At 62.5% G+C, this 24,446-nt stretch carries 22 protein-coding genes; 7 read left to right on the forward strand and 15 right to left on the reverse strand.

What is annotated here, in order from left to right:
* Positions 1 to 69 precede the first annotated feature (69 nt).
* The 5 genes from LPW11_RS05085 to LPW11_RS05105 form a co-directional block, all read right to left on the reverse strand.
* Complete coding sequence (locus LPW11_RS05085) at positions 70 to 1,065, reverse strand: 4Fe-4S binding protein (RefSeq protein ID WP_230997052.1); 996 nt, start codon at positions 1,063 to 1,065, stop codon at positions 70 to 72.
* A 200-nt stretch (positions 1,066 to 1,265) separates the two neighbouring features.
* Complete coding sequence (ttcA, locus tag LPW11_RS05090) at positions 1,266 to 2,033, reverse strand: tRNA 2-thiocytidine(32) synthetase TtcA (protein ID WP_230997053.1); 768 nt, start codon at positions 2,031 to 2,033, stop codon at positions 1,266 to 1,268.
* A 48-nt stretch (positions 2,034 to 2,081) separates the two neighbouring features.
* The gene (locus LPW11_RS05095) at positions 2,082 to 2,771 is read right to left on the reverse strand and encodes an NAD(P)/FAD-dependent oxidoreductase (protein WP_230997054.1); all 690 of its coding nucleotides are present in this window, start codon (positions 2,769 to 2,771) and stop codon (positions 2,082 to 2,084) included.
* Positions 2,772 to 2,860: 89 nt separating this feature from the next.
* Positions 2,861 to 4,732 (reverse strand): bifunctional homocysteine S-methyltransferase/methylenetetrahydrofolate reductase, encoded by a 1,872-nt coding sequence (locus tag LPW11_RS05100; RefSeq protein WP_230997055.1) that lies wholly within the window; start codon positions 4,730 to 4,732, stop codon positions 2,861 to 2,863.
* Positions 4,732 to 6,372, reverse strand: coding sequence for a putative manganese-dependent inorganic diphosphatase (locus LPW11_RS05105; RefSeq protein WP_230997056.1), 1,641 nt, complete (start codon positions 6,370 to 6,372; stop codon positions 4,732 to 4,734). The genes LPW11_RS05100 and LPW11_RS05105 overlap by 1 nt, the downstream gene beginning before the upstream one ends.
* A gap of 83 nt (positions 6,373 to 6,455) precedes the next feature.
* Here LPW11_RS05105 and LPW11_RS05110 point away from each other — a divergent pair, with 83 nt between their 5' ends.
* The gene (locus LPW11_RS05110; RefSeq protein WP_230997057.1) at positions 6,456 to 7,058 is read left to right on the forward strand and encodes a DedA family protein; all 603 of its coding nucleotides are present in this window, start codon (positions 6,456 to 6,458) and stop codon (positions 7,056 to 7,058) included.
* Between the two features lie 153 nt (positions 7,059 to 7,211).
* On the opposite strand, the gene fsa is transcribed toward LPW11_RS05110, so the two are convergent.
* Genes fsa through folK form a run of 3 tightly spaced genes read right to left on the reverse strand, consistent with a single transcriptional unit; the run spans position 7,212 to position 8,617 of the window.
* A complete protein-coding gene (gene fsa, locus LPW11_RS05115; protein WP_230997058.1) occupies positions 7,212 to 7,856 on the reverse strand; it encodes a fructose-6-phosphate aldolase in 645 nt (214 codons plus the stop codon).
* A complete protein-coding gene (locus tag LPW11_RS05120) occupies positions 7,853 to 8,119 on the reverse strand; it encodes a transcriptional regulator (protein ID WP_230997059.1) in 267 nt (88 codons plus the stop codon). The genes fsa and LPW11_RS05120 overlap by 4 nt, the downstream gene beginning before the upstream one ends.
* Positions 8,120 to 8,128: 9 nt before the next feature.
* Entirely contained in the window at positions 8,129 to 8,617 is a 489-nt protein-coding gene (gene folK, locus LPW11_RS05125; protein WP_230997060.1) for a 2-amino-4-hydroxy-6-hydroxymethyldihydropteridine diphosphokinase, read from the reverse strand.
* Positions 8,618 to 8,872: 255 nt separating this feature from the next.
* Here folK and LPW11_RS05130 point away from each other — a divergent pair, with 255 nt between their 5' ends.
* Complete coding sequence (locus LPW11_RS05130) at positions 8,873 to 9,352, forward strand: tetratricopeptide repeat protein (RefSeq protein WP_230997061.1); 480 nt, start codon at positions 8,873 to 8,875, stop codon at positions 9,350 to 9,352.
* A gap of 4 nt (positions 9,353 to 9,356) precedes the next feature.
* Complete coding sequence (locus tag LPW11_RS05135) at positions 9,357 to 9,752, forward strand: secondary thiamine-phosphate synthase enzyme YjbQ (protein ID WP_230997062.1); 396 nt, start codon at positions 9,357 to 9,359, stop codon at positions 9,750 to 9,752.
* Between the two features lie 491 nt (positions 9,753 to 10,243).
* Here LPW11_RS05135 and thiL read toward each other — a convergent pair whose 3' ends face one another.
* The 3 genes from thiL to LPW11_RS05150 are packed head-to-tail and all read right to left on the reverse strand — an operon-like array spanning position 10,244 to position 14,117.
* The gene (gene thiL / locus LPW11_RS05140; RefSeq protein ID WP_230997063.1) at positions 10,244 to 11,218 is read right to left on the reverse strand and encodes a thiamine-phosphate kinase; all 975 of its coding nucleotides are present in this window, start codon (positions 11,216 to 11,218) and stop codon (positions 10,244 to 10,246) included.
* A complete protein-coding gene (gene lon / locus LPW11_RS05145; protein WP_230997064.1) occupies positions 11,215 to 13,668 on the reverse strand; it encodes an endopeptidase La in 2,454 nt (817 codons plus the stop codon). The genes thiL and lon overlap by 4 nt, the downstream gene beginning before the upstream one ends.
* Before the next feature lie 11 nt (positions 13,669 to 13,679).
* A complete protein-coding gene (locus LPW11_RS05150) occupies positions 13,680 to 14,117 on the reverse strand; it encodes an Hsp20/alpha crystallin family protein (RefSeq protein ID WP_230997065.1) in 438 nt (145 codons plus the stop codon).
* 431 nt (positions 14,118 to 14,548) lie between these two features.
* On the opposite strand from LPW11_RS05150, the gene LPW11_RS05155 reads away from it, so the two are divergent.
* The 3 genes from LPW11_RS05155 (at position 14,549) to LPW11_RS05165 (ending at position 17,576) form a co-directional block, all read left to right on the forward strand.
* Complete coding sequence (locus LPW11_RS05155; protein WP_230997066.1) at positions 14,549 to 16,549, forward strand: tetratricopeptide repeat protein; 2,001 nt, start codon at positions 14,549 to 14,551, stop codon at positions 16,547 to 16,549.
* A 151-nt stretch (positions 16,550 to 16,700) separates the two neighbouring features.
* Complete coding sequence (locus tag LPW11_RS05160; protein WP_230997067.1) at positions 16,701 to 17,186, forward strand: low affinity iron permease family protein; 486 nt, start codon at positions 16,701 to 16,703, stop codon at positions 17,184 to 17,186.
* A gap of 144 nt (positions 17,187 to 17,330) precedes the next feature.
* Entirely contained in the window at positions 17,331 to 17,576 is a 246-nt protein-coding gene (locus LPW11_RS05165; RefSeq protein WP_230997068.1) for a hypothetical protein, read from the forward strand.
* Positions 17,577 to 17,923: 347 nt separating this feature from the next.
* Here LPW11_RS05165 and LPW11_RS05170 read toward each other — a convergent pair whose 3' ends face one another.
* From LPW11_RS05170 to mqnB, 4 genes are all read right to left on the reverse strand, one after another.
* Positions 17,924 to 18,379 (reverse strand): septal ring lytic transglycosylase RlpA family protein, encoded by a 456-nt coding sequence (locus tag LPW11_RS05170; protein WP_230997069.1) that lies wholly within the window; start codon positions 18,377 to 18,379, stop codon positions 17,924 to 17,926.
* A 105-nt stretch (positions 18,380 to 18,484) separates the two neighbouring features.
* Entirely contained in the window at positions 18,485 to 20,662 is a 2,178-nt protein-coding gene (locus tag LPW11_RS05175) for a PAS domain-containing protein (protein ID WP_230997070.1), read from the reverse strand.
* A 92-nt stretch (positions 20,663 to 20,754) separates the two neighbouring features.
* Complete coding sequence (locus LPW11_RS05180) at positions 20,755 to 21,645, reverse strand: 1,4-dihydroxy-6-naphthoate synthase (protein WP_230997071.1); 891 nt, start codon at positions 21,643 to 21,645, stop codon at positions 20,755 to 20,757.
* A gap of 66 nt (positions 21,646 to 21,711) precedes the next feature.
* Positions 21,712 to 22,431 (reverse strand): futalosine hydrolase, encoded by a 720-nt coding sequence (gene mqnB / locus LPW11_RS05185; RefSeq protein WP_230997072.1) that lies wholly within the window; start codon positions 22,429 to 22,431, stop codon positions 21,712 to 21,714.
* A 969-nt stretch (positions 22,432 to 23,400) separates the two neighbouring features.
* Here mqnB and gspC point away from each other — a divergent pair.
* Positions 23,401 to 24,297 carry a type II secretion system protein GspC gene (gspC, locus tag LPW11_RS05190; RefSeq protein WP_230997073.1) on the forward strand — a complete coding sequence of 299 codons (897 nt, stop codon included), beginning with the start codon at positions 23,401 to 23,403 and terminating at the stop codon, positions 24,295 to 24,297.
* Positions 24,298 to 24,446: the final 149 nt, after the last annotated feature.

Below are 24,446 nucleotides of genomic sequence, written 5' to 3' on the forward strand. Positions count from 1 at the left end.
CCGAAAGGTCAGATACGAAAAAAGGGACGGCAGATATGCCGTCCCTTTTTTGTTGCTCTCCCTCACGTCCTAGTGACTGAGGAAGGAGGCGATGTCTATAAGCCTGCGGTACTCCTCCACTCCGATGGAGGAATGCCAGTGCCCGGTGATCCTGCCGATCAGCGTCCCCCCCACAAAGAGTGCCACCACCATCACCGCGAAAGCCCTTCCACCTATCACACTTTTCCCGCCACAGCCTCGCAGTTGCAGCGCTTCGGGGACCGGGCAGCTGCTTACGCAGCGGAGGCAGCCGATACACTCCTCCGAGTGCACCCTCCCCTTGTGCATGACGTCGATGGCCGACGGACACGCTTTCGTGCACGCACCGCAGGAAACGCAGGAAGAGGCGCTCCGCTCGACCTTCACCGGAGAAAGGTAAGACACGAGGCCGAGGAGGGCGCCGTAGGGGCAGACATAGCGGCAGAAAGGGTTCTTGAGGAAGAAGGAGAGCCCGACGAGCACCAGGACCACCACGAGGCCGGTTCCCGAGAGGTTCAGGAAGAAGTCGAGCATCTTCACGTCGGCAATCTTGTTGTAGTCGGAGGCAATGAATGCGGCGACCTGCTCTCCCGGCATGCCGAGCACGACGATGTACAGGAAGAAGACGAGCAGCAGGTACTTGAGCCCCCGGAGCACGATGTCGAGCCAGCGGGGGGGTGTGAAGGTCCGGCCGAGCCCGCGCTCGCCGCACTTCCAGGAGTACTCGCCGAGAGTCGCCACCGGGCAGATCCAGGAGCAGAACGATCTCTTGAGCAGGAGCGATACCGCCACGATGGAGAGGAAGATCACCATGGCCGCGGGGTGGATGCTGTTGATCTCGCCGCTGGCAAGCCACCCCTTCAGGCTCACAAGGCCCGAGATCGGAAGGAACGCCTCCACTCCGTCGGGACGCGCCACGAGCGGTGTCGCGCCGCCGGAGCGGAAGTGGAGGACGAAGCGGTAAAACTGCGCCCCCAGGTAGAGGGAGAAAAAGAGAAACCCCGCCTGCACCGCCAGGCGCAGCCGCTGCACGTTCTTTTGCGTCATGGAAAACTCCTCTAAGACCTGCCAGACCGGTCGGACCGGTCCGACTGCACTAGCACGCGACATTTTCTGTCGCCCTTCCGTGCTACCCTCCAATCATCAACAATGGAGGGAACGCCCATGGAACCGATGGTCTTTTGTGCAGTAGGAATAGTGCTCTACTGCGGTTATCTCACCGTAAAGGACATCATCAGCGACTTGCGTCAGGAAGGGATCCTCGCGAGCCCCTTGTCGAGCAGGTGGCGCGGGTGGACGTTGGAGAGCGCCTTCAGGAGGCTCTTTTTGATCTGCGGATTCTCCCGCTCCAGCGTCGCCAGCAACTCCTTCATCCGCTTCCGTTGCAAATCGGCACTCCCGCACACGGGGCAGCGGCAGCACACCACCGGGAAGCGGTTGTTGCGGGAAAACGGGATGATATCGCTTTCCGGGACGTAGACGAGGGGGCGGATGACGGTGGTGACGCCGTTGTCGGCGAGCATGCTCGGGGACATCGCCTTTAGCGAACCGACGAAGAACTGGTTCAGGAGAAGGGTCTCGATGAAATCGTCCATGTGGTGCCCGAGCGCCAGCTTGTTGCAGCCGTACTGCTGCGCCAGGCCGTACAGGGCGCCGCGCTTCAGGCGGGCACAGATGGAACAGTAGGAAGAGTTGGGGCGGCGTTTTTCGGAGATGATCCCGTAGTGGTCGGTCTTCTCCATGTGGTAGGTGAAGCCTTCCTCCTGCAGGTGCTTTTCGATCAGATCCGCACGGAAGCCGGGGTAGCCGGAGTCGATGTTGATCGCCACCAGCTCGTAGCGCACCGGCGCGCGCCGCCTGAGTACGTCCAGCATGTGCAGAAGGGTGTAGGAGTCCTTTCCCCCGGAGATCCCGACCGCGATCCGGTCCCCTTCGCTGATAAGGTCATAGTCCGCAATGGCGGAGCCGATGCGGTTCTTGATGCGCGTGTACAGCCGATCCTCGATAAGTGCCAACTGGAAAAACCCCCTTCTCGAGGACCGGCTGCTAGCCTTCCTCGTACCTTATACGCCGGCGGGCGCCGGCTGAGCGGAACCGAGAATCTCGGCGCGGAATGCCTCGATACCCATTTCCTCTACGATCCTCCCCAGGCGTTCCTTCCTGGAGGACTTCTTGTAGAACTCGATGATGCGGGAGATGATGTCGAGCACCTCTTCCTGGGTCGGCACGTCGTCCACCAGCAGGTCGGCGAGGCGCGGACGGCTCCCGGCGTTTCCACCCACGAGGATGCGCCACCCTTTGGCGGTCCCCATGACCCCGATGTCCTTTACCGCAGGCTCCGCGCAGGAGAGGATGCATCCGGAGACCCCCATCTTCATCTTGTTCGGCAGTTCCATGCCGTGGTAGATCTCGTCGATCTTGAGCCCGAGCGTGACCGAATCCTGGATGCCCCGCTTGCAGAAGGTGGTCCCCGGGCAGATCTTCACAGAACGCACACAGAGGCCGATCGCCGCCCCCGGCTGCTGCGCGAGGTCGGCCCAGACCGCATCGAGTTCCTCTTCCTTTATGCCGACCAGTGCAATCCGCTGCGCCGAGGTCAGCTTCAGGGCCTGCACCTGGTACTTGTCCGCCACGTCACAGATCTTTCTCAGCGTTGCAGTGTCCACCAGCCCGCCCGGAATGTGCGGCGCGATGGCGTACGTCTCCTTGTCCCGCTGGAGTATCGCCCCTTTTGCCAGGATGTCCTTTTTCATTGTGCCTCCCCCTCCTTTTTAGAAACATGATGTGAGTCAAAAGCGCCGGAATTGCGGCAGGATCTTCGGTTAATGAACCCGGCTGCAAGTCATAGCATGGAACTCTCTGGAGCGCGATTATGTATACGCCCGGCGGCCTTCGCGTCTGCCTCTCTCTCCCTGATGAAGCGGACTAGCTCCGCCACGACGTCGCACTTCCCGAAGGGGGCTATGAGGTAGAAGCCGCCGACGTGCTGCAGCGCCTCTTCGATGAGCTCCTTCGCGATCGCCAGCCCCTCGCGGACCCCCTTGTCACCGGTGAGCCCCGCCATCCTGCGCCTTATTTCCTCCGGGATGGTGATACCGGGGACCTCGTTGTGCAGGAATTCCGCGTTTCTGCCGCTCACCAGGGGGAGTACCCCGGGGAGGATCGGGACGGAGAGATGGGAGGTGCGGTCGAGCATCTCGTACAGCCGCGAGATCTGGTAGATCGGCTGCGTCTGGGCGAAGACCGCCCCGTTTGCCACCTTCTTCTCCAGCCTCTGCACCTGCACTTCCATCTTCTGCACGTTCGGGTTGAAGGCGGCACCGATGGTGAAGCCGGTCCCCTTCCCGATCGGGTTCCCCAGCGCGTTGACGCCGTGGTTCAGGTCGCTCAGGAGCTTTATGAGGGTAAAGGAGTTGAGGTCGAAGACCGACGAGGCGCCGGCATCCTCGCCGAGCGTCGCAGGGTCCCCCGTCACCGCGAGGATCGAGCTGATCCCCAGAAGGCTCGCCCCCATGAGGTCGGACTGCAGGCCGAGGAGGTTCCTGTCGCGGCACGTCACGTGCGCTATCGTCTCGATCCCCACCTCGCGCCGCACCAGCGCCGCCAGGGCGAGATTGCCCATGCGCACCCTCGCCAGCGGGTTCTCCGCCAGGTTGATGGCATCGGCGCCGGCCTCCTTCAGCGTCCTGCTCCCCTCCAGAATCTTCGTGCAATCGAGCCCCTTCGGGGGATCGAGCTCCACCGTCACGACGGCACGGCTCCCCCACCCGGAGAGGAATCCCTCTCCCCCTCCACGCTCGCGGCGCGCGTCGGCGCTCGGGAAGGTGACGGTGGCAACCCGCCGCTCCCCCGGCGCGAGCCCCGCCACCCGGGCCGCGATCGCCCGCACGTGGGCCGGCGTGGTGCCGCAGCAGCCGCCGACGAGGGCAGCCCCCGCCTCGACCATCTCGGCCGCCATACCTGAGAGGTATTCGGGGGTGGCGCGGTAGATGTAGCGCCCCTCGAAATATTCGGGGAAGCCGCTGTTGGGGTAGGCAGCGAGCGGGACCTCGGTCACCGCCGCGATCCTCTTCAGCGTCTTCAAAAGCTCAAGGGGACCCGCTCCGCAGTTCGCCCCCACGACATCGGCACCGGCGCGCACCACGCGAAGCGCCGCCTCCTCCGCCTCGATCCCACCCGCCAGTCGCGCCCCCTCGCCAAAGGCCAGGTTGCACACCACCGGAAGCCCCGTCTCCTTCGCCCCCTCGAGGGCCCACTCCAGCTCCTCCAGATCGTTGAAGGTCTCCAGGATAAAGAGGTCGACCCCGCCGTCGGCGAGCGCCGCCGCCTGCTCGCGGAAGGCCGCGAGCGCCTCCTCAACGCTGAGGTCCGCCTTGCCGCGCCCGAGGGGTCCGATGGAGCCTGCGACAAAGACGTCGCGCCCCGCGGTCGCCCGTCGCGCGATTATCGCCCCCTGGCGGTTTATCTCGGCCACCTTCGAGGCAAGACCGATGGCGGAGAGCTTCGCCAGGTTCGCGCCGAAGGTGTTCGTCTCGATGACCTGCGCGCCGGCATCCAGGTACTCGCGGTGCAACTCCTCCACGAGGCTCGAGCGCACCAGGTTCAGGTGCTCGAAATTCGCCTCCAGCGCCACCCCCTTGGCGTAGAGCATGGTCCCCACCGCACCGTCGCCGACGAGGACGGTATGGCGTACCCTGTCCAGAAACGACTTCATCAGCGTCCCCCCAGGACTTTCAGAAGATGCGGAACGAGCTGCTTCTTGCGCGACATGACCCCCTTCATCTCGAAGACCCGCGGCTCTGGCTGCGGGTACCCCATGAGGCGCAGGAGCCCCTGCCCCCCGTCCATGAGGAACATGGTGCTCTCGCTGGAGATGTCAGTCACCATGAGCCCCGCCATGTCGAGGCTCTCCCGCTCGCGCAGGTCGGCGAGTGCGGAGGAGAGCTCCTCCTTCATGGCGCGGAACTCGTCGAGGCCGAAGACCTCCACCTGCCCCACCCCGAAGCGGGTGTCACCCTCCTCGAAGAGCTTGAAATCGGAGGAGACGATGCGGTCTGCGCTCCCGTACTGGGAAAGGGCCGCGGAGGCCGCGAAGATGTCGGCGCCGAAGGCGCTGTGGTCGAGGCAGGCAAGGCCGGAGAGCCACTGCACCGCCAGGCGGTCGCGGTCCGTCGTCGTCGGGGACTTGAGGATGACGGTGTCGGAGAGAATTCCGGCCAGGAGAAGTGCTGCGCTGTTCCCGCCGGGGGTGAGCCCGGCCGCGCGGAAAAGGTTCGCCACCAGGGTGCAGGTGCTCCCCACCGGCGCAGTCGTGAAGGGGATCGGCTGCGGGGTGCCCGCATTCCCCAGCTTGTGGTGATCTATCACCTCGAGGATCTCCACGTCCTCTGCGCCCGGCACTGCCTGCCCGAGCTCGTTGTGATCCACGAGGATGAGGGCGTAGGGGAGAGGGGCCAGAAGGGACGACTTCGTGGCCACCCCCGCGAGGGTGCCGTCCGTTTCGAGTGCGAGGACCGCACTCGCATAGAGGAGCTTCTCCTTCAGGCGCCCCAGCGGCTCGCCGACCCCGATCGACTCGAAGGAGGGCTCGGCGAGGAGCCCCACCGGAGTGGCGAGACGCGCCGCGGAAACCGCCGCCGCGGTGTCGAGCTTTGTGGAGATGACGACGACCCCCCTCTCGGCGGCGAGTGCAATGACGTCGGCGTCCACCGGGAGCCCGCCCGTCACCACCAGGAGGCGCACCCCGCGCTCGATCGCCGCAATCTGGATGGAGCGGCGGTCTCCGGTCACCACGATGAGCTTCGAGGCGGTGAACCCTTCGATGCGGGAGGCAAAGGAGCCCTCCGCCATCGCCCCGATGAAGAGGTAGAGGGTCTCCGTCACCTCGTTCGGCTCACCGCACAGGAAGGTGCCGCCGAGGCACTGGGCGAGGGAATAGAGGGAGGCGGTAACAAGCCGCAGGTTGTCGTGCCCCGTCAGGAGAACGAGCTCGGAGAGCTTCAGGAGGGAAACCACCCCCATCGGCCGCCTCTCCTCGTCGAGGACCGGCAGGACGCGGATGCCGTTCTTGTGGAAGAGCTGCAGCGCCTTTACCAGCGGCTCGCTCGCCGCCACCGTGACCGGCGTCCTCGTCACCACATCCCGCACTTTCGGGTGCACGTCGGGAAGATAGAGGGGAGCAGGGAGCCCGAGACGCTTCAGGATGTAGGAGGTCTGCGGGTTCGGCGCTCCCGCCATCGCTGCGATAACCTGCTCTTCCCCCTGCATCCGCTTCAGTTCGGCGTAGGCGATGGCGGAAGCGACGGAGTCGGTATCGGGGTTTCTGTGGCCGATCACATAGATCTGTTTTTTCATGACATCCTGCATTATTTTTGTCGTCTTTTTACCGACGCCCGTATAAAATGCCGGTTTGGCAAAAAGAAAAGGAGAAGAACTGCATGCATGCTGTGGTTGATTGGCTGTTACAGACGATACTGACCTGGGGGTACACCGGGATTTTTCTCCTGATGGCCATGGAAAGCTCCATCATCCCCATTCCGAGCGAACTGGTCATGCCCCCGGCGGGGTACTGGGCGGCCCAAGGGGAAATGAACCTCGTGATGGCCATCATCTGCGGCACCGCTGGAAGCCTGGTCGGCGCCTATGCAAACTACTTCGCCGCGCAATACCTGGGGCGCCCCCTTCTGCTGAAGTACGGCAAGTACGTCTTCATCACCGAGGAGAAGTTCGCGAAGGTGGAGGAGTTCTTCCAGCGCCACGGCGAGATTTCCACCTTCATCGGGCGGCTCCTGCCGGTGGTGCGCCACCTCATCTCCCTCCCCGCGGGGCTTGCGCGGATGAACCACCTGAAGTTCTGCCTCTATACGGTCCTCGGCGCCGGGATCTGGGTCACGGTCCTTACCGTCATCGGCTACGTCATCGGCGAGAACCAGGAGCTCATCATGCGCTACTCCCACCATGCCCTCGCGGTGGTGGTGGTTCTGAGCGCCCTTCTGATCGTTGCCTATGTGAAGCTGCAGAAAAGAAAAAACCGGAGCTAGCTGCAACCGCCTTCCGGTTTTGTCACTACCGGCTCTCCCACGCCTCACCCTCTCCCCCTCCCTCTGAAAGGAGGGGAAAGCGCTGACAAGGTGCCCGGCACCGACCCCTTTCGAAATATGCGCCCCCTCGCAGGAGGGGGCGCGGGCCTTTCCTTACTTCGGTACTTTCTCCCAGTCTTCCAGGAACTTCTTGATGCCGGCGTCCGTCAGCGGGTGCTTGGCAAGCTGCAGCATGACGCTGTAGGGGATGGTTGCGACGTCGGCGCCGATCATTGCCGAATCGAGCACGTGGATCGGATTGCGCACGCTCGCCACGATGATCTCCGCGGTCATGTTGTAGTTGTCGAAGATCTGCCTGATCTCGCCGATGATCCCCATGCCGTCCTGGGAGATGTCGTCGAGGCGGCCGACGAAGGGGGAGACGTAGGTAGCACCCGCCTTCGCGGCGAGAAGCGCCTGCATCGGGGTGAAGATCAGGGTCACGTTCGTCTTGATCCCGCGGGAGGTCAAGGTCTTGCAGGCCTTGAGCCCTTCCGGCGTCATCGGGAGCTTGATCACGATGTTCTTGTGAATCTTTACCAGTTCCTCTGCCTCGGCGACCATGCCGTCATGGTTCAGCGAGATGACCTCCGCCGAAATGGGGCCGTCGACGATCTCGGTGATCTCCTTGATGACGTCTTCAAAGCGCCTGCCGGATTTGGCAATCAGCGACGGGTTGGTGGTGACTCCGTCCACGAGCCCGAGCTCGTTTGCTTCACGGATCTCCCGCACGTCGGCTGTATCGATAAAAAACTTCATCCCTTCCCTCCACTTTGGTTTGGTGTTGCTTTCTGTTCTATCTCTTCCCGAAACCGCTCCAGGCACGACCTGGAGCAGAAGTAATGCCTTTTGCCGTCGAGGATCCCGACGACCGCGTCCGACTCGGCAACGAAAGTGCCGCATACCGGATCGCGGTGCGTCTCAGCCGCGGCGACGCGCCCCTTTTCCGCCCTGACCTCCTTGCGCCCCCGCAACATGCGCAGGACCAGGTAGCCGAGCAAAATCCAGATCAGTATGCGCACGTCGTCCTCCTAGAGCGCCTCAACCCGCTCGCTCCCTTTCAGTGCGGCGAGGAGTTCGGCGACGGTCTTACCCAGGACCGGGTGCATCAGGTCGGGGGCGATGTCGGCGAGCGGTTGCAGCGCGAAGCGCCGCTCGAAGAGGCGGGGATGCGGGATGGTGAGCTCCGCGGAATCGACGACCCAGTCTCCGAAGATGAGGATGTCCAGGTCGAGGGTTCGCGGGCCCCAGTGGACCGTCGGCTCGCGCCGGAAGACCTCGGTTTCGATCCTCTTCAGGTGAGCCAGAAGCTCGAAGGGGTCAAGAGCTGTGGCAACCCGCGCCGCCGCGTTGTAGAAATTCTCCTGCGCCACCGGGCCGACCGGCTCCGTGACGTAGAAACGGGAAAGGGCGGTGACCCTGGTTCCGGGGATGCGGCCCAGTTCGGCAACAGCCGAAAGCAGCGCACCCTCGCGGTCTCCCAGGTTGCTCCCCAACCCGATGTAGGCGGATTCTTCCATGGCTCGGCGATTAGAGCATAGATCTCTTTTTTTTTCAACCCTGCCCGCACTTTTCTCCCGCTCCCCCGACGGCGCAAATAGGCGACGGGGGACAGGTTTTTAAGGGATCGTCAACGTTGGAAGCCGGAAAAGGGGTGCACCTTTTAATAAGTTTTGTATGGAGATTCTTTGATGCTATAGTGGGGGTGTTCGCAGCCCCGCCCCTTGCGGCGCCGCTGGAACTGGTACTACGCCACACAGAGAAAGGAAGTGCGCATGAACGGCACGGAAGCGGGACCGCTCGGAAAGATCTCGGCGAGCGAGGGAAAGAAGCTGTATCAGGAAGGGGTTGAGGCACTGGCGGCCGGCAATCACGGCGCAGCCATAAAGTCGATGAAGGGCGCAGTCGAACTCGATCGTCGCCCCCTCTACCTGTCCCACCTCGGCCTTTGCCTCGCGCAGTACAACTCGGAGTTTTACGCCAGCGTCCTCCTCTGCCAGGAGGCGGTGAAGAAAGATCCGAAGAATTCGGTGCACTTCTTCCGGCTCGGCAAGGTCCAGCGTCTGGCCGGGCGCAAGAAAGAGGCGATCAGGATCTTCCAGCTCGGGCTGAGGATCGAGAAGAACCCCGAAATAGTGGCGGAACTGAAGGCGCTGGGGACGCGGAAAAAACCGGTCCTCCCCTTTCTGTCACGCGCCCACCCCCTCAACAAGTACCTGGGGAAGCTGCGCATGAACCTCAACAAGGGAAGGTGAGGGGATGGTTCATTATCTGAAGGTGGAATCGAAGCGCAAGAGCCAGATGATCGACATTACAGAGCGCGTGCAGCAGCTTGTGGAGAGCGCAGGGGTGCGGGAAGGGATCTGCGACGTTTTCGTGCCGCACACGACTGCGGCAGTCACCATCAACGAAGGTGCCGACCCTGCCGTGCAGCACGACATGGTCGCCTGCCTCGACCGGCTGGTGCCGGATGCCCCGTACTTCACCCACGCGGAAGGGAATTCCGCGGCTCACGTGAAAACGACGCTGGTGGGAAGCTCCGAGAGGATCTTCATCGAAGGGGGGCGGCTCATCCTGGGGACGTGGCAGGCGATCTTCTTCTGCGAGTTCGACGGCCCGAGGAGCAGAAAAGTCGCAGTCAGCATCAGCGGGTAAATGAGTCCTTCCGCGCTCTGGGAAGAGAGGCGGCGCGCGCAATCCGCGATGTCCGTGCCATCACAGGAACAGGAGGCCTCCGTTCCCCCCTTCGCGAAGGCTCATCCGAGGATTCAGGGGGATCTCGGTACATTCCCACGAAGCACTGCAGAAGGCCTAACGTTCCCCCCTTTGCGAAGGGGGGGCAGGGGGGATTTAATCTTCACCTCTCCTCCAGAACCGCAGCTCGTTTATCAGTACATCTCGGTCGTCGAACCGCAGTGCTGCGGCAGTCTAAAGATCAACGACATGGGCACCACCAGTTTTGGCTTGAGACCACAGCAGTTGCGCACTTTGCAGGACCCTCCTGGCCAAGTCAAATCCCCCCTGTCCCCCCTTCGCAAAGGGGGGGACGCGAGGCCTCGTGCGCCCTTTCATTGGAACATGCTACGGCTTCCCCGGAATTGTCGGATGAGCCTTCGCGAAGGGGGACCGGGAGGAATTCGGTTTCTTCAGCCAAAGTGATCGAACCCCTTCCCGGAAACCGCGTACGGCTCCCCCCCCGGCCCCACTAGCTCTATACCCTTCCCTTCAACAATCTCCCCGATCACCGTGCAGGAAAGCCCCACTCCCTCCACAATCGCCAGCACCTCTCTCTCATGCGCAGACGGAGCGGTAAAGAGGAGCTCGTAGTCCTCGCCGCCGCTTAGTGCCAGGGAATACGGATCGTCGCCGCAGAAAGCGCGGTATTCCCCCGAAAGGGGGAGCCGGGAGAGCTCGAGGCGCGCCCCCACCGCGGAGAGGTCGCAGATATGCCCGAGGTCGGCGAGTACGCCGTCGCTCACGTCTATCATGGCGCTCACCACTCCACCCTCGGCAAGGGCCACCCCAGCTTCCACCCGCGGCGTCGGATCGAGCTGGCGCTGCACCAGTCTTCCCGACCTCTCACCTCTTCTGAGCTGGGCGAGTCCTGCCGCCGCGTCCCCGACAGTCCCCGTCACAAAGACGAGGTCCCCTGCCGCCGCTCCGCTTCTCTTCAGTATCCGCCCGGGAATCTGCTCCCCGAGAGCTGTGATGGAAATGGCGACCCCCCCCTTGCTGGAGCAGGTGTCCCCCCCAACCAGCACCGCGCCGTAGCGCTCGGCCATCTCCAGCATGCCGAATACGAAGGGGTCCATAAATTCGAGGGAAGCTTCTTTCGGAAGGGCGATGCCGAGCAGGAACTGGCGCGGGACTCCCCCCATGGAGGCGACGTCGGAGAGGTTGACGGCGAGGGATTTCCTCCCCAAGGTGCGGGGGTCGGTAAAGGAGAGGTCGAAGTGCACCCCCTCCAGGAGCATGTCCGAGGTGATGAGGGTGACGGTACCGGGGGTCGGGGCGAGCCCCGCGCAGTCATCCCCGATCCCCAAAAGAACGCCAGGGCCCGTGTGGGCCCTGGCAGCGATGCGGTCGATCAGTCCGAATTCCCCGAGATCCTTCACCTTCATCCTTTCGCTCCCGCAGTGGGGCTTTTGCGGGTCGGCGGAAGCGGGCGCTGGCGCGGCGACTTCGCCTTCGCCGGAGCCGGCGTCTTCGGCTCGCTCGGCGGCGGGTACTGCTCCAGGGCGACGGCGAGGACCTGGTCGATGCTGGAGGCACTGACGATCTTCACCTTCCTGAGGATCGTCTTCGGCACATCCTCGAGGTCCTTCACGTTCTCCTCCGGGATGACGATGGTGCGGATCCCCAGACGCGCGGCCGCGAGGATCTTCTCCTTCAGCCCGCCGATGGGGAGGACCTTGCCGCGCAAGGTGATCTCGCCGGTCATCGCCACCTCCTTGCGCACCGGGACCTTCGTGAGGGCCGAGACGAGCGCTGTGGCCATGGTGATCCCCGCAGACGGGCCGTCTTTAGGGATGGCGCCTGCCGGGACGTGGACGTGGATGTCGAGCGAGCTGAAGGTGTCCTCAGGGAGCTTCAGCTCCGCGGCGCGCGAGCGGATGTAGGAAAGTGCCGCCTGCACGGACTCCTTCATGACATCGCCGAGCTGCCCGGTGAGGGTGAGCCCCCCTTTCCCCTTCATGGTACTCGCCTCCACGAAGAGGACTTCGCCGCCGACAGGGGTCCAGGCAAGACCGGTGACGACGCCGATCTCGTTTTTCTCCATCTCCTTCTCGCGCAGGAACTTCGGGGGGCCGAGGTACTTCGCCAGGTTACCGGCTGTGATGATGAACTTCTTCTCGGACCCCTCCGCGACCTTGCGGGCGACCTTGCGGCAGACGGTGCCGATCTCGCGCTCAAGGTTTCGAAGCCCCGCCTCCCGGGTGTACTTGGAGATGATGGCGCGCAGCGCCTCCTCCGAGAAGGTGATGATATCCTCCGTGATGCCGTTCTCCTTCGCCTGCCTCGGCACGAGGTAGCGCTTGGAGATCTCCAGCTTTTCCTCTTCGGTGTAGCCGGAGAGGGAGATCACCTCCATCCTGTCCCGCAGCGGCCCCGGCACCGTGTCGATCTGGTTCGCCGTGGCGATGAACATGACGTTTGCCAAGGAGAAGGGGAGATTGATGTAGTGGTCCGAGAAGCTGTTGTTCTGCTCCGGATCGAGAACCTCCAGAAGGGCGGACGAGGGGTCGCCGCGGAAATCGGAGCCGAGCTTGTCCAGCTCGTCCAGCATGAAGACGGGGTTGTTCGTCCCCGCCTGCTTGATCCCCTGGATGATCCGTCCGGGGAGCGCGCCGACATAGGTGCGCCGGTGCCCCCTGATCTCCGCCTCGTCGCGCACACCGCCAAGGGAGATGCGCACGAACTTGCGTCCCATGGCGCGGGCGATGGACTTCCCGAGGGAGGTCTTGCCGACCCCCGGAGGGCCGACGAAGCAGAGGATCGGACCCTTCATCTTCTTCTTCAGCTTGCGCACCGCGAGAAACTCGAGGATGCGCTCCTTTATCTTGTCGAGGTAGTAGTGGTCCTCGTCCAGGATCTCCTTCGCCCTCTTCAGCTCCAGCGCGTCCTTGCTCGCCTTGCTCCAGGGGATCTCCACCAGCCAGTCGAGATAGGTGCGCAGCATCCCCGCCTCCGCGGCGTCCGGGTGCATCTGCTCCAGGCGCCCCAGCTGCTTGAAGGCCTCCTTCTCCACGTTCGGGGGCATCTTCGCCCCCTCGATCCCTTTTCTCAGCTCCGCCATCTCCTCGCTTCTGGCGTCGGTCTCGCCGAGCTCCTGCTGGATGGCGCGCAGCTGCTCGCGCAGATAGTATTCCCGCTGGCTCTTCCCCATCTCCTCCTTCGCGGCGGACTGGATGCGGGCCTGCATGTTCAGGAGCTCGCTCTCCTTGTTGAGGAAGTCGTGCACCCTCTTCAGGCGCTCGAGGGGATTGGTCATCTCCAGGAGGGACTGCGCCTCATCGACCTTCAGCCCGATGTTGCTGGCGACGAGGTCGGCGAGGCTGCCGGGCTCCTGCATGTTCTCCACGATCACCATGACCTCCGGAGAAACTGCCTTCCCGAGGGCCACGATCTTTGCCAGCTCCTCCTTCACCGTCCTGATGAGCGCCTCCGCCTCGATGGTGTTCTCGGCGGCTGCCGGCTCGATGACGCGGTCGACCCGCACGGAGTAGAAAGGCTTCTCCTCCAGGTACTCGGCGACGCGCCCCTTCGTTAGCCCCTGCACCAGGATCTTCACCCGCCCGTCGGGGAGCTTCAGCATGCGCATGATCATCGCCACGGTGCCGACGCGGTAGATCGAGTCGGGGGTCGGGTCCTCCTCCCCCACCTCCTTCTGGGTGGCGAGGAAGATCATCCTGTCCTTGGCCAGCGCATAGTCGACGGCGTTTATCGACATCTCCCTCCCCACGAAAAGGGGAAGGATCATGTAGGGATAGACAACCACGTCCCGTACCGGGAGGAGCGGCAGAACATCCGGTATGCTCAGTTCTTCGGTTTCCTGCCTGTTTTCCGCCATGTTACATCTCCTTACTTGATGGGAATCTCCCGGATGTGCGTCTTCTTGCTCTTGGCCCAGGGGAAGGCAACGACCAGAAGCCCCTTTGCCATAGTCGCGTTCACGTTGTCGACATCCGCCGCGGGTGAGATCTCGACAGCCTTGCAGAAGCGCCCGTAGCGGCGCTCCAGGCAGATGTAGTTCACCCCCGGCTGCGCCTCCTGTCGCTTCATCCCCTCGATGACGAGGGTGGAGCAGCAGATGCTCAGGGAGATGTCCTTCGGGGCGCACCCCGGAAGTTCCACCTCCACGACGAAGGAGTCAGGGGTCTCATAGACGTCGACCAACGGCGGCTCCTGCTCCGAGAATCCTTCCTTCCCCTCCAGGCTCGAGAGGTACTGAAAGATCTCGTCCATCTGCTGGCGAAATAGACTCAGCCACTCCAACGGCTCCTTCGGAATTACCGCCATGATACCCCTCGCGCAGGGAGGCTGCACCAATTAATCCTGCAAGGTGGCAGCATCCCGAAGCAGACTGCGTACACGCAGACTTTTAATGATAAAGGCTGGCCTGACAGTTGATTTAACCATCTTTAGGCTGAAAGTCAAGGTAATCCACCCGCCGGCAGGGGCCCGGATCCGCCATCAGCACCCCTTCCACCCTCTCGGAATCACTGGGATTTTCCTCTTTGGAATTGAAGTTTCCCTTCGCGCCGTGTATAATCCCCCGTCCTGAACTCTATCGACAGAGCAAGACTCCCACATGAGGGAGAATTTTTTACAGCGCTCTTTTCATTTTATCCCCTCCCCGCACGAAGCAGGAGAAGGGGGAGCCGCCGCGACGGGATCGAAAAGAGCATGCCCCGGACCCGCTACAAGTGCCGGAACGAAAAAGGAAATACATGCAGAAATATAAAAAAGCCCTCTTGCCGCTTCTGGCCGTGAGCCTCTTCACGACCGGATTCGACTGGCCTTTCCCGGCCAGCGACAGCTGCCGCAACGCCAAACGCATCATCCTCGATATCCCCGCAAAGTCGAGCGATGCGAAAAGAAGAGAAGCCGAGTCGAAGGTTAAGGAACTCTGCCCCAACGGCCCTGCCGGGCACTACCTGAAGGGCCTTCAGCTGGAGCGCTCCGGAAACCCCGACGCGGCGGCTGCCGAGTACCGCGAGGCCCTCAGGCTCGATCCCGCCTTCTACGCCGCCAGCGGAAACCTCGGCCTCATCCACGTGGAGAGGGGGGCGAGCGAGGAAGCCGCCGTGGAGCTCTCCGCAGGGCTGAAGCAGGGGGATCCCCGCTACAACAAGGGGCTCGGGCGGGTGTTCAGCCAGAAGCAGCTCTACCTGCTGGCGATCTATCACTACCAGGAGGCAGTGAACGCCTTCCCGAACGACGCGTCGATCCTTGCCGAACTCGCCGCGGCATACGTCGGTGCCGGGCAGATGCAGAACGCGGAGGACCAGTATCGCAAGGCGCTGGTACTTGAGCCGGGGAACGGGCGAGCGCGGCTCGGGCTGGGGACCCTCCTCCTGAACAGGGGTGAGATCGACAAGGCTGTCGGTGAGCTGAAACAGGCCGAGCTCGCAGATCCCGGGAACAAGGAAGTCCACCGCCTGCTGGCGGAAGGGTACACCCGCAAGGGGGACACGAAGAGCGCCGAGTACGAGGAGGTCCTGGCCGGCATTGTGCGCCAGAAGCAGGAGTCGACCGAGGCGAAGGTGGACCATGTGCGGCTCGGAGACGAGTTTATGGCCGCGAAGGAGATCGAGAAGGCCGCCGCCGAGTACAGGCTGCGCCTCGCGGAGGCTCCGAACGACGCGGTCGCCCTGCAGCGTCTGGGGGACTGCCAGGTGGCTCAGGGGCGCGACGACGAGGCGATCGTCTCCTACCGCGAGGCTCTGCGCAACAAGGGGGACAACGCCCAGCTTCACTACAACCTCGGTCTGCTGTACGAGCGCAAGGCGCTTCTGGACGAGGCGGTGGTGGAATACCGCCAGACACTGCTGCAGACCCCGGAAAACGAAGACGCGCGCCTGCGCCTTGCCGAGATCTACACGCTGCGCGGCTCCTTTCAGCCTGCGCTCGACCAGTACAAGGAACTGGTGAAGAGAAAGCCGGCTGACGCCTCCGTGCAGCTGAAGCTCGCAAGGGCTTACCAGAACACGAAGGAGTTGGAGGCTGCTGCGGAGGCCTACGCCGCTGCGGTAAAGCTCGATCCGAACCTTCTCGACGCCCACCGCGAGCTCGCCTCGCTGCAGCGCAAGCGAAACCTGAACGACGAAGCGGCGAAGGAGTACGCCGAGGTGCTGCGCCTGAAGAAGGACGACGCCGACGCCCGCACCGCTCTCACCGCGATCTACGTGAAGAACAAGAATTACGACGACCTCGTCACTCTTCTGAAGGAAGGGGTGCAGCTCACCCCGGACGACCCGAACGCCCACTACAAGCTCGGGCTCGTGTACGAGTTCCAGAAAAAGTACGATGAGGCGACAGAGCAGTACAAGGGGGCGGTCACCCTGAAGCCGGACCATGCGAAGGCGCTGAACGCCATGGGGCGGGTCCAGATGAAAAACGGCCGGATCGCCGAGGCAAAGGAGTCGCTGGAAGCGGCGAAGAAGGCCGACCCCGAACTGGAGGAGCCGACGGTCCTTCTGAGCAACATAAAGGACGAGCTGACCCCGGAGCCGCGCAGCTACCGCAGGTACCGCTCCTCGAAGGGACGGCACGCGAAGTCTGAGAAGGCCGTTACCCGCAAGGGGAAGAAGGCGAAGGCCGAAGCCGCCGACGATGACGACGCCGGCAAGAAGGCAAAGGGGAAAAAGAAGGGCAAATCCGCAGGAAAAAAAGAGAAAAAGGAAAAGAAAGGGAAGAGCGGAAAGTCCGCGAAGAAGCACAAGGAGTAGAGTTCACTATTTATATACATGCTGAAGAAGGCAGCCGGGAACGGCTGCCTTTTTTTATCATCCACACCCTTTGTTGACGACGGTGGAGGCACGGATACACTGACATCAGGCGGTAACAACGTAGATGCTGCACAGTGAGCGGGAGTATCCATTGCTCAAGAAGAGTTCGCACTTTGCCAGGTTCGCCACCTGGGCTGCCCATTCCTCAGGTCATCCCACCATATTCGTCATTGCCGTCGGCTCCATCGCTCTGTGGGCCCTCACCGGTCCCCTCTTCGGATTCAGCGACACCTGGCAGCTCATCATCAACACCAGCACTACCATCATCACCTTTCTCATGGTCTTTCTGATCCAGAACACACAGAACCGGGACTCCGCTGCAACCCAGATCAAGCTCGACGAGATCATCCGTTCACTGGGGAGCGCGAACAACGCGCTGCTAAACATGGAGGAGTTGGACGAGAAGGACCTGGAGCGGCTGCGGAAGGGATACCTGAGACTTGCAGAGGACGCACGAAGGTCGAGCCAGCGCGGGAAGAAGCCTCCAACCAGCCGCAGCGCCTCCCGAACCCCTTCAAAACCCCGTTACAGAAGGCGCCCTCGCGGCAGCCGCCATCCATCGCCTCCGACCCCGTGAAGGCTGCCGGGGAGCGCCCGCCGCCCCGGTGGGGCCTCCGTTTCGTTCCTGCGTAGACTTTTTCTCATTCCCGTATACTTTGATATTGCCTGCAGCTTAAAGTTGGGCTAATGTTTACCGCATATTCGTATTGAGGAGGGTGCCATGCCAATCAACGAGATCCACGATCTGCGGAAAAGCGTGCAAGACCTGGCGAAGCAGGTGGAAGTCCTTCAGGGACAAAACGCCGCGCTTCTGACGCTGCTCGCAGCGCAGTCGTTCTCGCCCCTTCCGTCGTCCGAAGCACTTCAGGAGACGGCACAGAAGCTGACGGGAAACGCCACCGCAAACCTTACGGCGATGCGGACCATCAAGTTGTTCGGGGAAGTCCCCAGCCTCTTCCCGAAGTAGTTCAAAAAGGCGCCCCGATTACACCGGCTCTTCCCTGAGCCGGCTTGCCCCCCCTTTCCGGCACGCTCTCGTGAAGTGGCGTGAACCGTATCAGGCCCTATTGTCTTCGTCTGAGATCATCCCCCACCGCGTTAAACCGTTTTCCCTTCTCCACACCCTTTTATTTCAGACCCTTAGCGTCACTTCGGCACGCCGAAGTGCTCTTAACCTCGCCACCGGGAGAGTAGAGGGGGCATCGACTTCGGCATGCCGAAGTCGGCGACACTCGTAGGGGGAGAAGCTCAAAAAGATAAAGGCCGGGAACAATCCCCGGCCTTCCTCTTTTTTCGCCCATTGTGTATTTAATTTCAGGATTCCCCTTCAGCGAGCAGCGAGATGGCCACGTTGGCCCTGCCTGCTCCGAGAAACCCAAGCTTTCTTGCCGCGGCGCGTGACAGATCGATAAACGGAACTGACATCTTGCGGCAACGGTCGTTGATAACGACGGTGACTTCTTTGTTGTTGGCGAGATTGGTAACCCGCACCCTAGTACCCAGGGGGAGATTGTGGTGAGCCGCAGTCATTTCTTCCGGATCATGACGTGCTCCGGAACTGGTCCGTCTCCCGTTGTACCGTTTGGCGTAGTAGGTCGCAAGACCAATCAGCCGCTTTACTACTGACTTTTTTTCCTCTTTTTCTACTTTCGGCTCTGCTTCTTTTTCAACTTTTTCAGCAGCCAGCAGGGGAAGCGTGTGGATCGGGAGAAGCAGCAGAGAGATGATGCCAATAACGGCCATCTTGCCGCTTCGCTCGGGTGATGCCATGCGCACCTCCTTTGTTGGGCGAGGTAGTTCTTATAACAACGAGACCGCCCAAAGTCAAGGCAAAATACCGCAACTCGCCGGTATCATACTGTTTTTGCGACGTTTTCACAGCGCGATTTTTGACCCGGCCACCCGGATTTCAGGCGTTTTTCTGCCGATTTTGGTGGTGTCGTTGATGATAATGACCTGTCGCAGGGCGCCGTCCACATCATTCATGCTGAACGAATAGGAGTGCAGCACGAACCACCTGCCGCTTCCGGCGTGGTAGATCTCGGTCCCCGGTGCGGCAAGGTGGGGGGCCATCCCCTGCGTTTCCAGGAAGGCGGACCACTCGGTCCCCACGATGTCGCGATGCGGCTTGCCGGAAAAGGTCTCCACGGCCCTGTTGAAGCGCCTGATCTTCCCGGAGCCGTCGGCGAGGATGAACATGTCGTCGACACAGTCCATCGTCTCCTCCCACTCCCGCCTGATGCTCTCCATCTGCTGGAAGAGACTCTTCAGCTCCTCGTGCTTCATGAAGAGCTTCGCCTCGCTTTCGTGCAGTTCCTTCTCCAGCTGCCTCTGCTCCGTGACGTCGCGGGAGATGGCGATGAGGCACCCCTCTCCGCGGTACTCGATGATGTCCGCGGACCAGAGGAGCTGGCGGATTTCCCCCGATTTCATGCGGAAGCGCACGTCGAGGTTGCGCACGTGGCCGTACCGGTTCAGGATCTTCAGCATGGCGATGCGTGCTTCCGGCTCCGCCCACAGCTGCAGCTCGCTCGAGGTGTGACCGATCAGCTCCTCTGCGCTGTACCCCGTCGTCTTCAGGAATGCCTCGTTGACGTCGATGTAGGCGCAGTCCTCCGCTCTCATGATGGCAATAGGATCGGGGCTGGCGCGGAAGGCCTTGGAGAATTTCTCCTCGGAGATGCGCAGCGCCTCCTCCGCCTCCTTGCGCCACGTCACGTCCTGGTCGGTACCGATGATGCGCAGGGGGTTCCCGAGGCGGTCGTAGCTCACCTCCCCCCTGCAGGCTATCGTGCGGGTCTCGCCGGTGGGAAGAACGATCCGGTAGTCCAGCTCCAGAGGCGTCTTGTCGTACAGGGCCGCATTCATCGCCTTTATCACGAGTTCCCTGTCCTGCGGATGGACCGCCTGGAGGCGCCCCTCGTAGGTCGGTGCGATCTCGCCGGAGGGGAGACCGTAGATGCGAAACATCTCCTCCGACCAGGTCAGCTCGTCGAGCACGACATCCCACTCCCAGTTCCCCATATGAGCGATGCGCTGGGCGACCGCCAGTGCCGCCCGGCTCTCGCGCAGCGCCTTTTCCACCCTCTTTTGCCCGGTGATGTCGAGGAGAGAGACGACTGTCTCCTCTGAGCCGGCGATGGAGGACCAGTTGCCGGCGACTGTCTTCTCCACCCCCCCCTTGTCCAGGAGGGCCAGTTCGAAGCTCCGCGGCAGCGCACCCTCGAGGGCGGCGCAAGGGAGCTGCAGGGCGGGTTCGGGGACGAGGTCGTTCCAGGAGAGTCGCCCCTCGAGCTCCTCCTTGCCGTAGCCGGTCACCTCCTCAAAGCCGCGGTTCACCATGCGGATCACCCCCCCTGCATGGACAATCGCCATGGCAGTGCCGGTATTGTCAAAGATGGCGCGGTACCGTTCCTCGGAGTTCCTCACGAGCTCTTCGGAGCGGCGGCGCGTGGTGACATCGCGGGTGACGTAGAGGGCGCCGGAAGTACCGAGGCCGGGGTCGCCGATGGGGTAGGTCGCCACCTCCTCGTACACCAGCTCCCCGTCATCGCCGGGGTATGCAAGGTCGCAGGTGGCAGGCTCGCCGGTGATGGCGGTCTCCTCGAGGGGGGCGAGAGCGTCCGCCGGGAGGCGGCGCATGCTGATGAGGTCGTAGAGGCTTTGGCCGAGGGCGTCGTCCTCGGTAAGGGCGTGCCTTTTGAGAAAGAGGGTGTTGACTGCGGTGACTTTGACGTCCCGGGAGTCGATGAGGCAGATGGCATCGGTGGCGGATTCGAAGAGGACGCGGGAGAGCTCGTCGGCCCGGCGCTTCACCCGTTCCGTATGCCGCAGCCACTGCGCGCGCCACCGGGCGAAGAGGAAAACGCAGCCAACGAGGACGGAGACCACGGTGCGCATCCACAGTTCCCGGGGGGTCGCGGCAAAGCTGAAGCCGGAGGAGTAGCGCTCCGGAAAAAGGAGTCCGTCCAGGAGCGCGTCCATTGCCCAAAAGAAGGCGCAGAGTGCCACCGCACTCAGGACGTGTCGTTTCTGGATCCGCCGCTCATCCATCTGGGAAAACCTCCGCAGGTCCCGCATCGGGAATTACCTGACGATTTGTATCGGACAAAACGGAAATGTCGTTAGGGTTTTTTCCTCCTCCCCTACTCGATAAAAAGAGAAGCGCTCCTTCCGGGGATGATCCCCTCAGCTGCAGCCCGCCGCAGGAGAAAGGCTACCGCTTCTTCCCCCTCCCTTCCGAGATCGACGCTGAAACGGTTCACATAGAGAGCTATATGCGCGGAGCAAACCTCCTCGCTCATCTCCTGCGAGTGGGCCCGGATATACGGCCTTGCCCCGTCGGGGTGTGCGGTGGCGTGACGAACGCTCTCCGCGATGCCGCGCTCGAGGGCGAGGAGGGTATCGCGCCCGAGTGAGCGCCGGGCGATGATCCCCCCGAGAGGAATCGGGTACCCGGTATCCTCTTCCCACCATTGCCCGAGGTCGAGAAGCTGCTGCAGCCCGTACCCCTGGTAGGTGAAGCGCGACTCGTGGATGATCACCCCGGCAGCGACGGAGCCGTCGGCGACCGCTCCCATGATCTTCTCGAAGGGGAGGTAGACGAGGTTTTCAAGGGACGGGTCGTACAGCCGCAAAAGGAGTGCCGCGGTGGTAAACTCCCCCGGGAGCGCTACCGGCTTCTCCCTCAACGATGAAAGCTCGACTCCCGGTTTCGCCACCACCAGCGGGCCGCACCCCCGCCCGAGAGCCCCGCCGGAGCGGAGAAGGAGGTAGTCGTCCAGCACGTGCCCGAGAAGATGATAGGAGACCTTGGAGACGTCGAGGGTCGAAGCGAGCGCGAGGCGGTTCAGCGTCTCCACGTCCTCGAGTCGCTCCCTGAAGGCGAGCCCGCACTCTATCTCCTGGTGAACGAGAGCATGGAAGATGAAGGTGTCATTGGGGCAGGGAGAGTACCCGAGGGTGAGGATGCGGCGCCCTTCCCCTTTTGTTTCATCTGATGCGTTGCCGGGTGCGCCGGCTGGTGAGTCACTCATCGACTGATCCTTCCTGTCAAAGCTGGAGTATATATATATATTCTTCCCCTGCGGAGTCAGGTCGCGTCACTGTCGCAGGAAGCGGAGGAGAAAGTGCTGTGCCGCCGCGACAGCCCCCTTCAGGTCCCAGCGAGAGAGATCCCTGTCCTCAACCATGTTGCTGATGCCCCGAACCTCCAGGAGGTCGACGCCGTACGCCGTCGCCACCTGTGCCACGGCAGCACCTTCCATGTTTTCGCAGATCGTGCCGGGGAAGCGGCGCAGGATCTCGTCGCCGCGGCAAGCGGTGCCGCTGCAGGTCGATACGGTCACGAACGGGCCGAGGAGGGACCGCGTCCCCCCGCGCCCCGCAACGTCCACGGCTCGGGCTGCCACCTCGGGTGAGAGGGGAAAGGTGTTGAAGATGCGCGCCCCCTTCCCCTCGTATACCGGTATCCCTATCAGTTCGAGCCCCTGCCAACCCAGCGGGGTCTCCACCCCCTCGTCCCCGAAGGAGTCGGAAGAAGCTATCGCGAGATCTCCTATCCCGAGACCGCTCCCGGCGAAGGCACCGGCACACCCGGTGTTGACAAGGAGCTTCGGCTCGAAGCGCTCGAGGAGGAGGGTCGTGGCACTCGCCGCATTGACCTTCCCCATCCCGGTGACGGCGATGAGGAGATCGACGTCGCCGAAGCTCCCGCGGTAGGCCCGCAGATGTCCCGCATCCGGAGTCGGCACAGCGCCGATCGCCTCGAGAAGGAGGGAGAGTTCAAGGAGGGTGGAGGCTGTGACGATGATCTGCTTCAAGGGGTCTCTCCGTGCTGCGGTTCTGGGATGACGGAGTGTAGCACAGCGACAGGAGGCAAACAACAGTGAGGAGAGCCCTGACTTCGGCTGGAACCGCCTGAGCCACGCCCCTTTCCCAATGGTCTTCCGCGCTGGGAGTTATTGCGACGAAGTACTGCAGGAGACCTGACCTTCCCCCATTTGCGAAGGTTCATCCGGGAATTCCGGGGAGTAGCGTGGGTGCACCACGAAGCACTGCAGGAGCCTACGTTCCCCCCTTTGCGAAGGGGGGGCAGGGGGGATTTGACTTTGTCAGACCACAGGGCATCAGTAGAAGCCGGCATATGCTGAGAAACTGCTGTGTCCTCATCTACCTTGCAACAAGCCTTTTTCTGTCCAGTTCAGCTGGCAAGAACGAGGTGGCAGCCAGCGCCTTCAGAATGTCCGAAAGGTGATGGCAGCCGTGACTCGTTTTTGGAAACGGTTGTGGAGGTAATAGGCCAACAAGAGCCAAATCCCCCCTGTCCCCCCTTCGCAAAGGGGGGGACGCGAGGCCTCTTGCGCCGCTCCATTAAGATACACTACGGCTTCCCCAGAATTTCCTGAAGAACCTTCGCAAAGGGGGGAACGTACTAGCCTCGCCTCTCCTTTGAGTGGCGGCAAACCTCTGGTTCCCCGAGATGCACCGTCCCGAAAGGAGTGCGTAAGGGTGTCGTATATTTGACCCCTTGCGGCGTCACTGTCTCCTTCCTTGACCACCTCCCATCCCCGTCCTGGACCGGTGCGGGCACGGGAAGCAGGAAAATGTTGACCGGAGGAAGAAAGAGGGGGGAATCCGCATGCTGGCCCGCTTATTGCTACTAAGGCCTGTCCTGCGGCGACCCCTCTTCAGGTGTCATATATTTGACACAAAGCGCCCTTTTTTGTTGCATATGCATTTTGTATTTAATATATTCACACAGTTTTAGCGACGTTAGCAAAGGGGCTCTCATGCCGCGGTGGATTCTTCCCCTCAACATAGTCATCTCCCTCCTGATCGTGGCGGTGCTCGCGCTGATTGCCGCAGACGTCCTCAGCTTCAAGATCTCCTCCCTCTACCCCAAGAGCGGGCGCACCGGAGCCGTGGCGGTGCAGGCGACCTCGGCAGCCGCTCCGGAGGATCTGCTGAGCTTCGCGCCGATCGTTGAGAAGGGGCTTTTCGGGAAGGGAACGGAGGGGAAACTGAGCGCCGCGCAGCAGCCGCAAGGTGCGGCGGGGCAGGCAGCCGCCCCCCCTCCCGCCGCCAACGTCTCCGACCTCACCCTCCTCGGCACGGTCGTCGGCTCCCTGCGGGAGTCCTTCGCCCTCATAGCGAAGGGGAGCACGAAGGAGGAGCGGGTCTTCCGCATCGGAGAAATCGTCTTTTCCGCGGGGCCCCTGGTCTCGGTGAAAAAGGAGGTCGCGGAGATCCTGGTTGGAGGAAGGCGGGTACCGATCGTCACCCCGATGGCGATAGCTGCCAATCCGGAGGGGCAAAAACCTGCCCCCCCGCCGCAGCCTGGCGGCGGCCTCGCCGCTCAGACCGGCGCCGGGAGCTACGTCGTCGACCAGCGCGCCCTCAATGCCGCTCTCGACAACATCGGCACGGCGATGACCGACGCGCGGCTCCTGCCGAGCATGAAGGACGGGAAGGTGGAGGGTTTCCGCGCCACCGAAGTGAAGCCGCAGGGGATATTCGGCACGATCGGGATCAGAAACGGCGACATCCTGCTGCGCATGAACGACTTCCCCATCGACTCCCCTGAGAAGGCGATTCAGTCCCTTGCCTCCCTGAAGGGGCAGAGCAGGATCAAGCTCGACCTCATCAGGGACGGGCAGCCGACTACCTTCAGCTACGACATCAGATAGCGCTGTCCCTCCCCCGCGCTCCCGCTGCAAAACCGGTCCCGGCCTCAGTGACGCCGGAAGCGCCGCATCGTGGAGGCGCCGGCACACCGGGCAGCACCGAATAAAGACAGTGACCTGCAGTACCCCCGCTGAACCTCAAGGAGGTTTTC

The organism is Geomonas sp. RF6 (assembly GCF_021044625.1).
Taxonomy (GTDB): domain Bacteria; phylum Desulfobacterota; class Desulfuromonadia; order Geobacterales; family Geobacteraceae; genus RF6.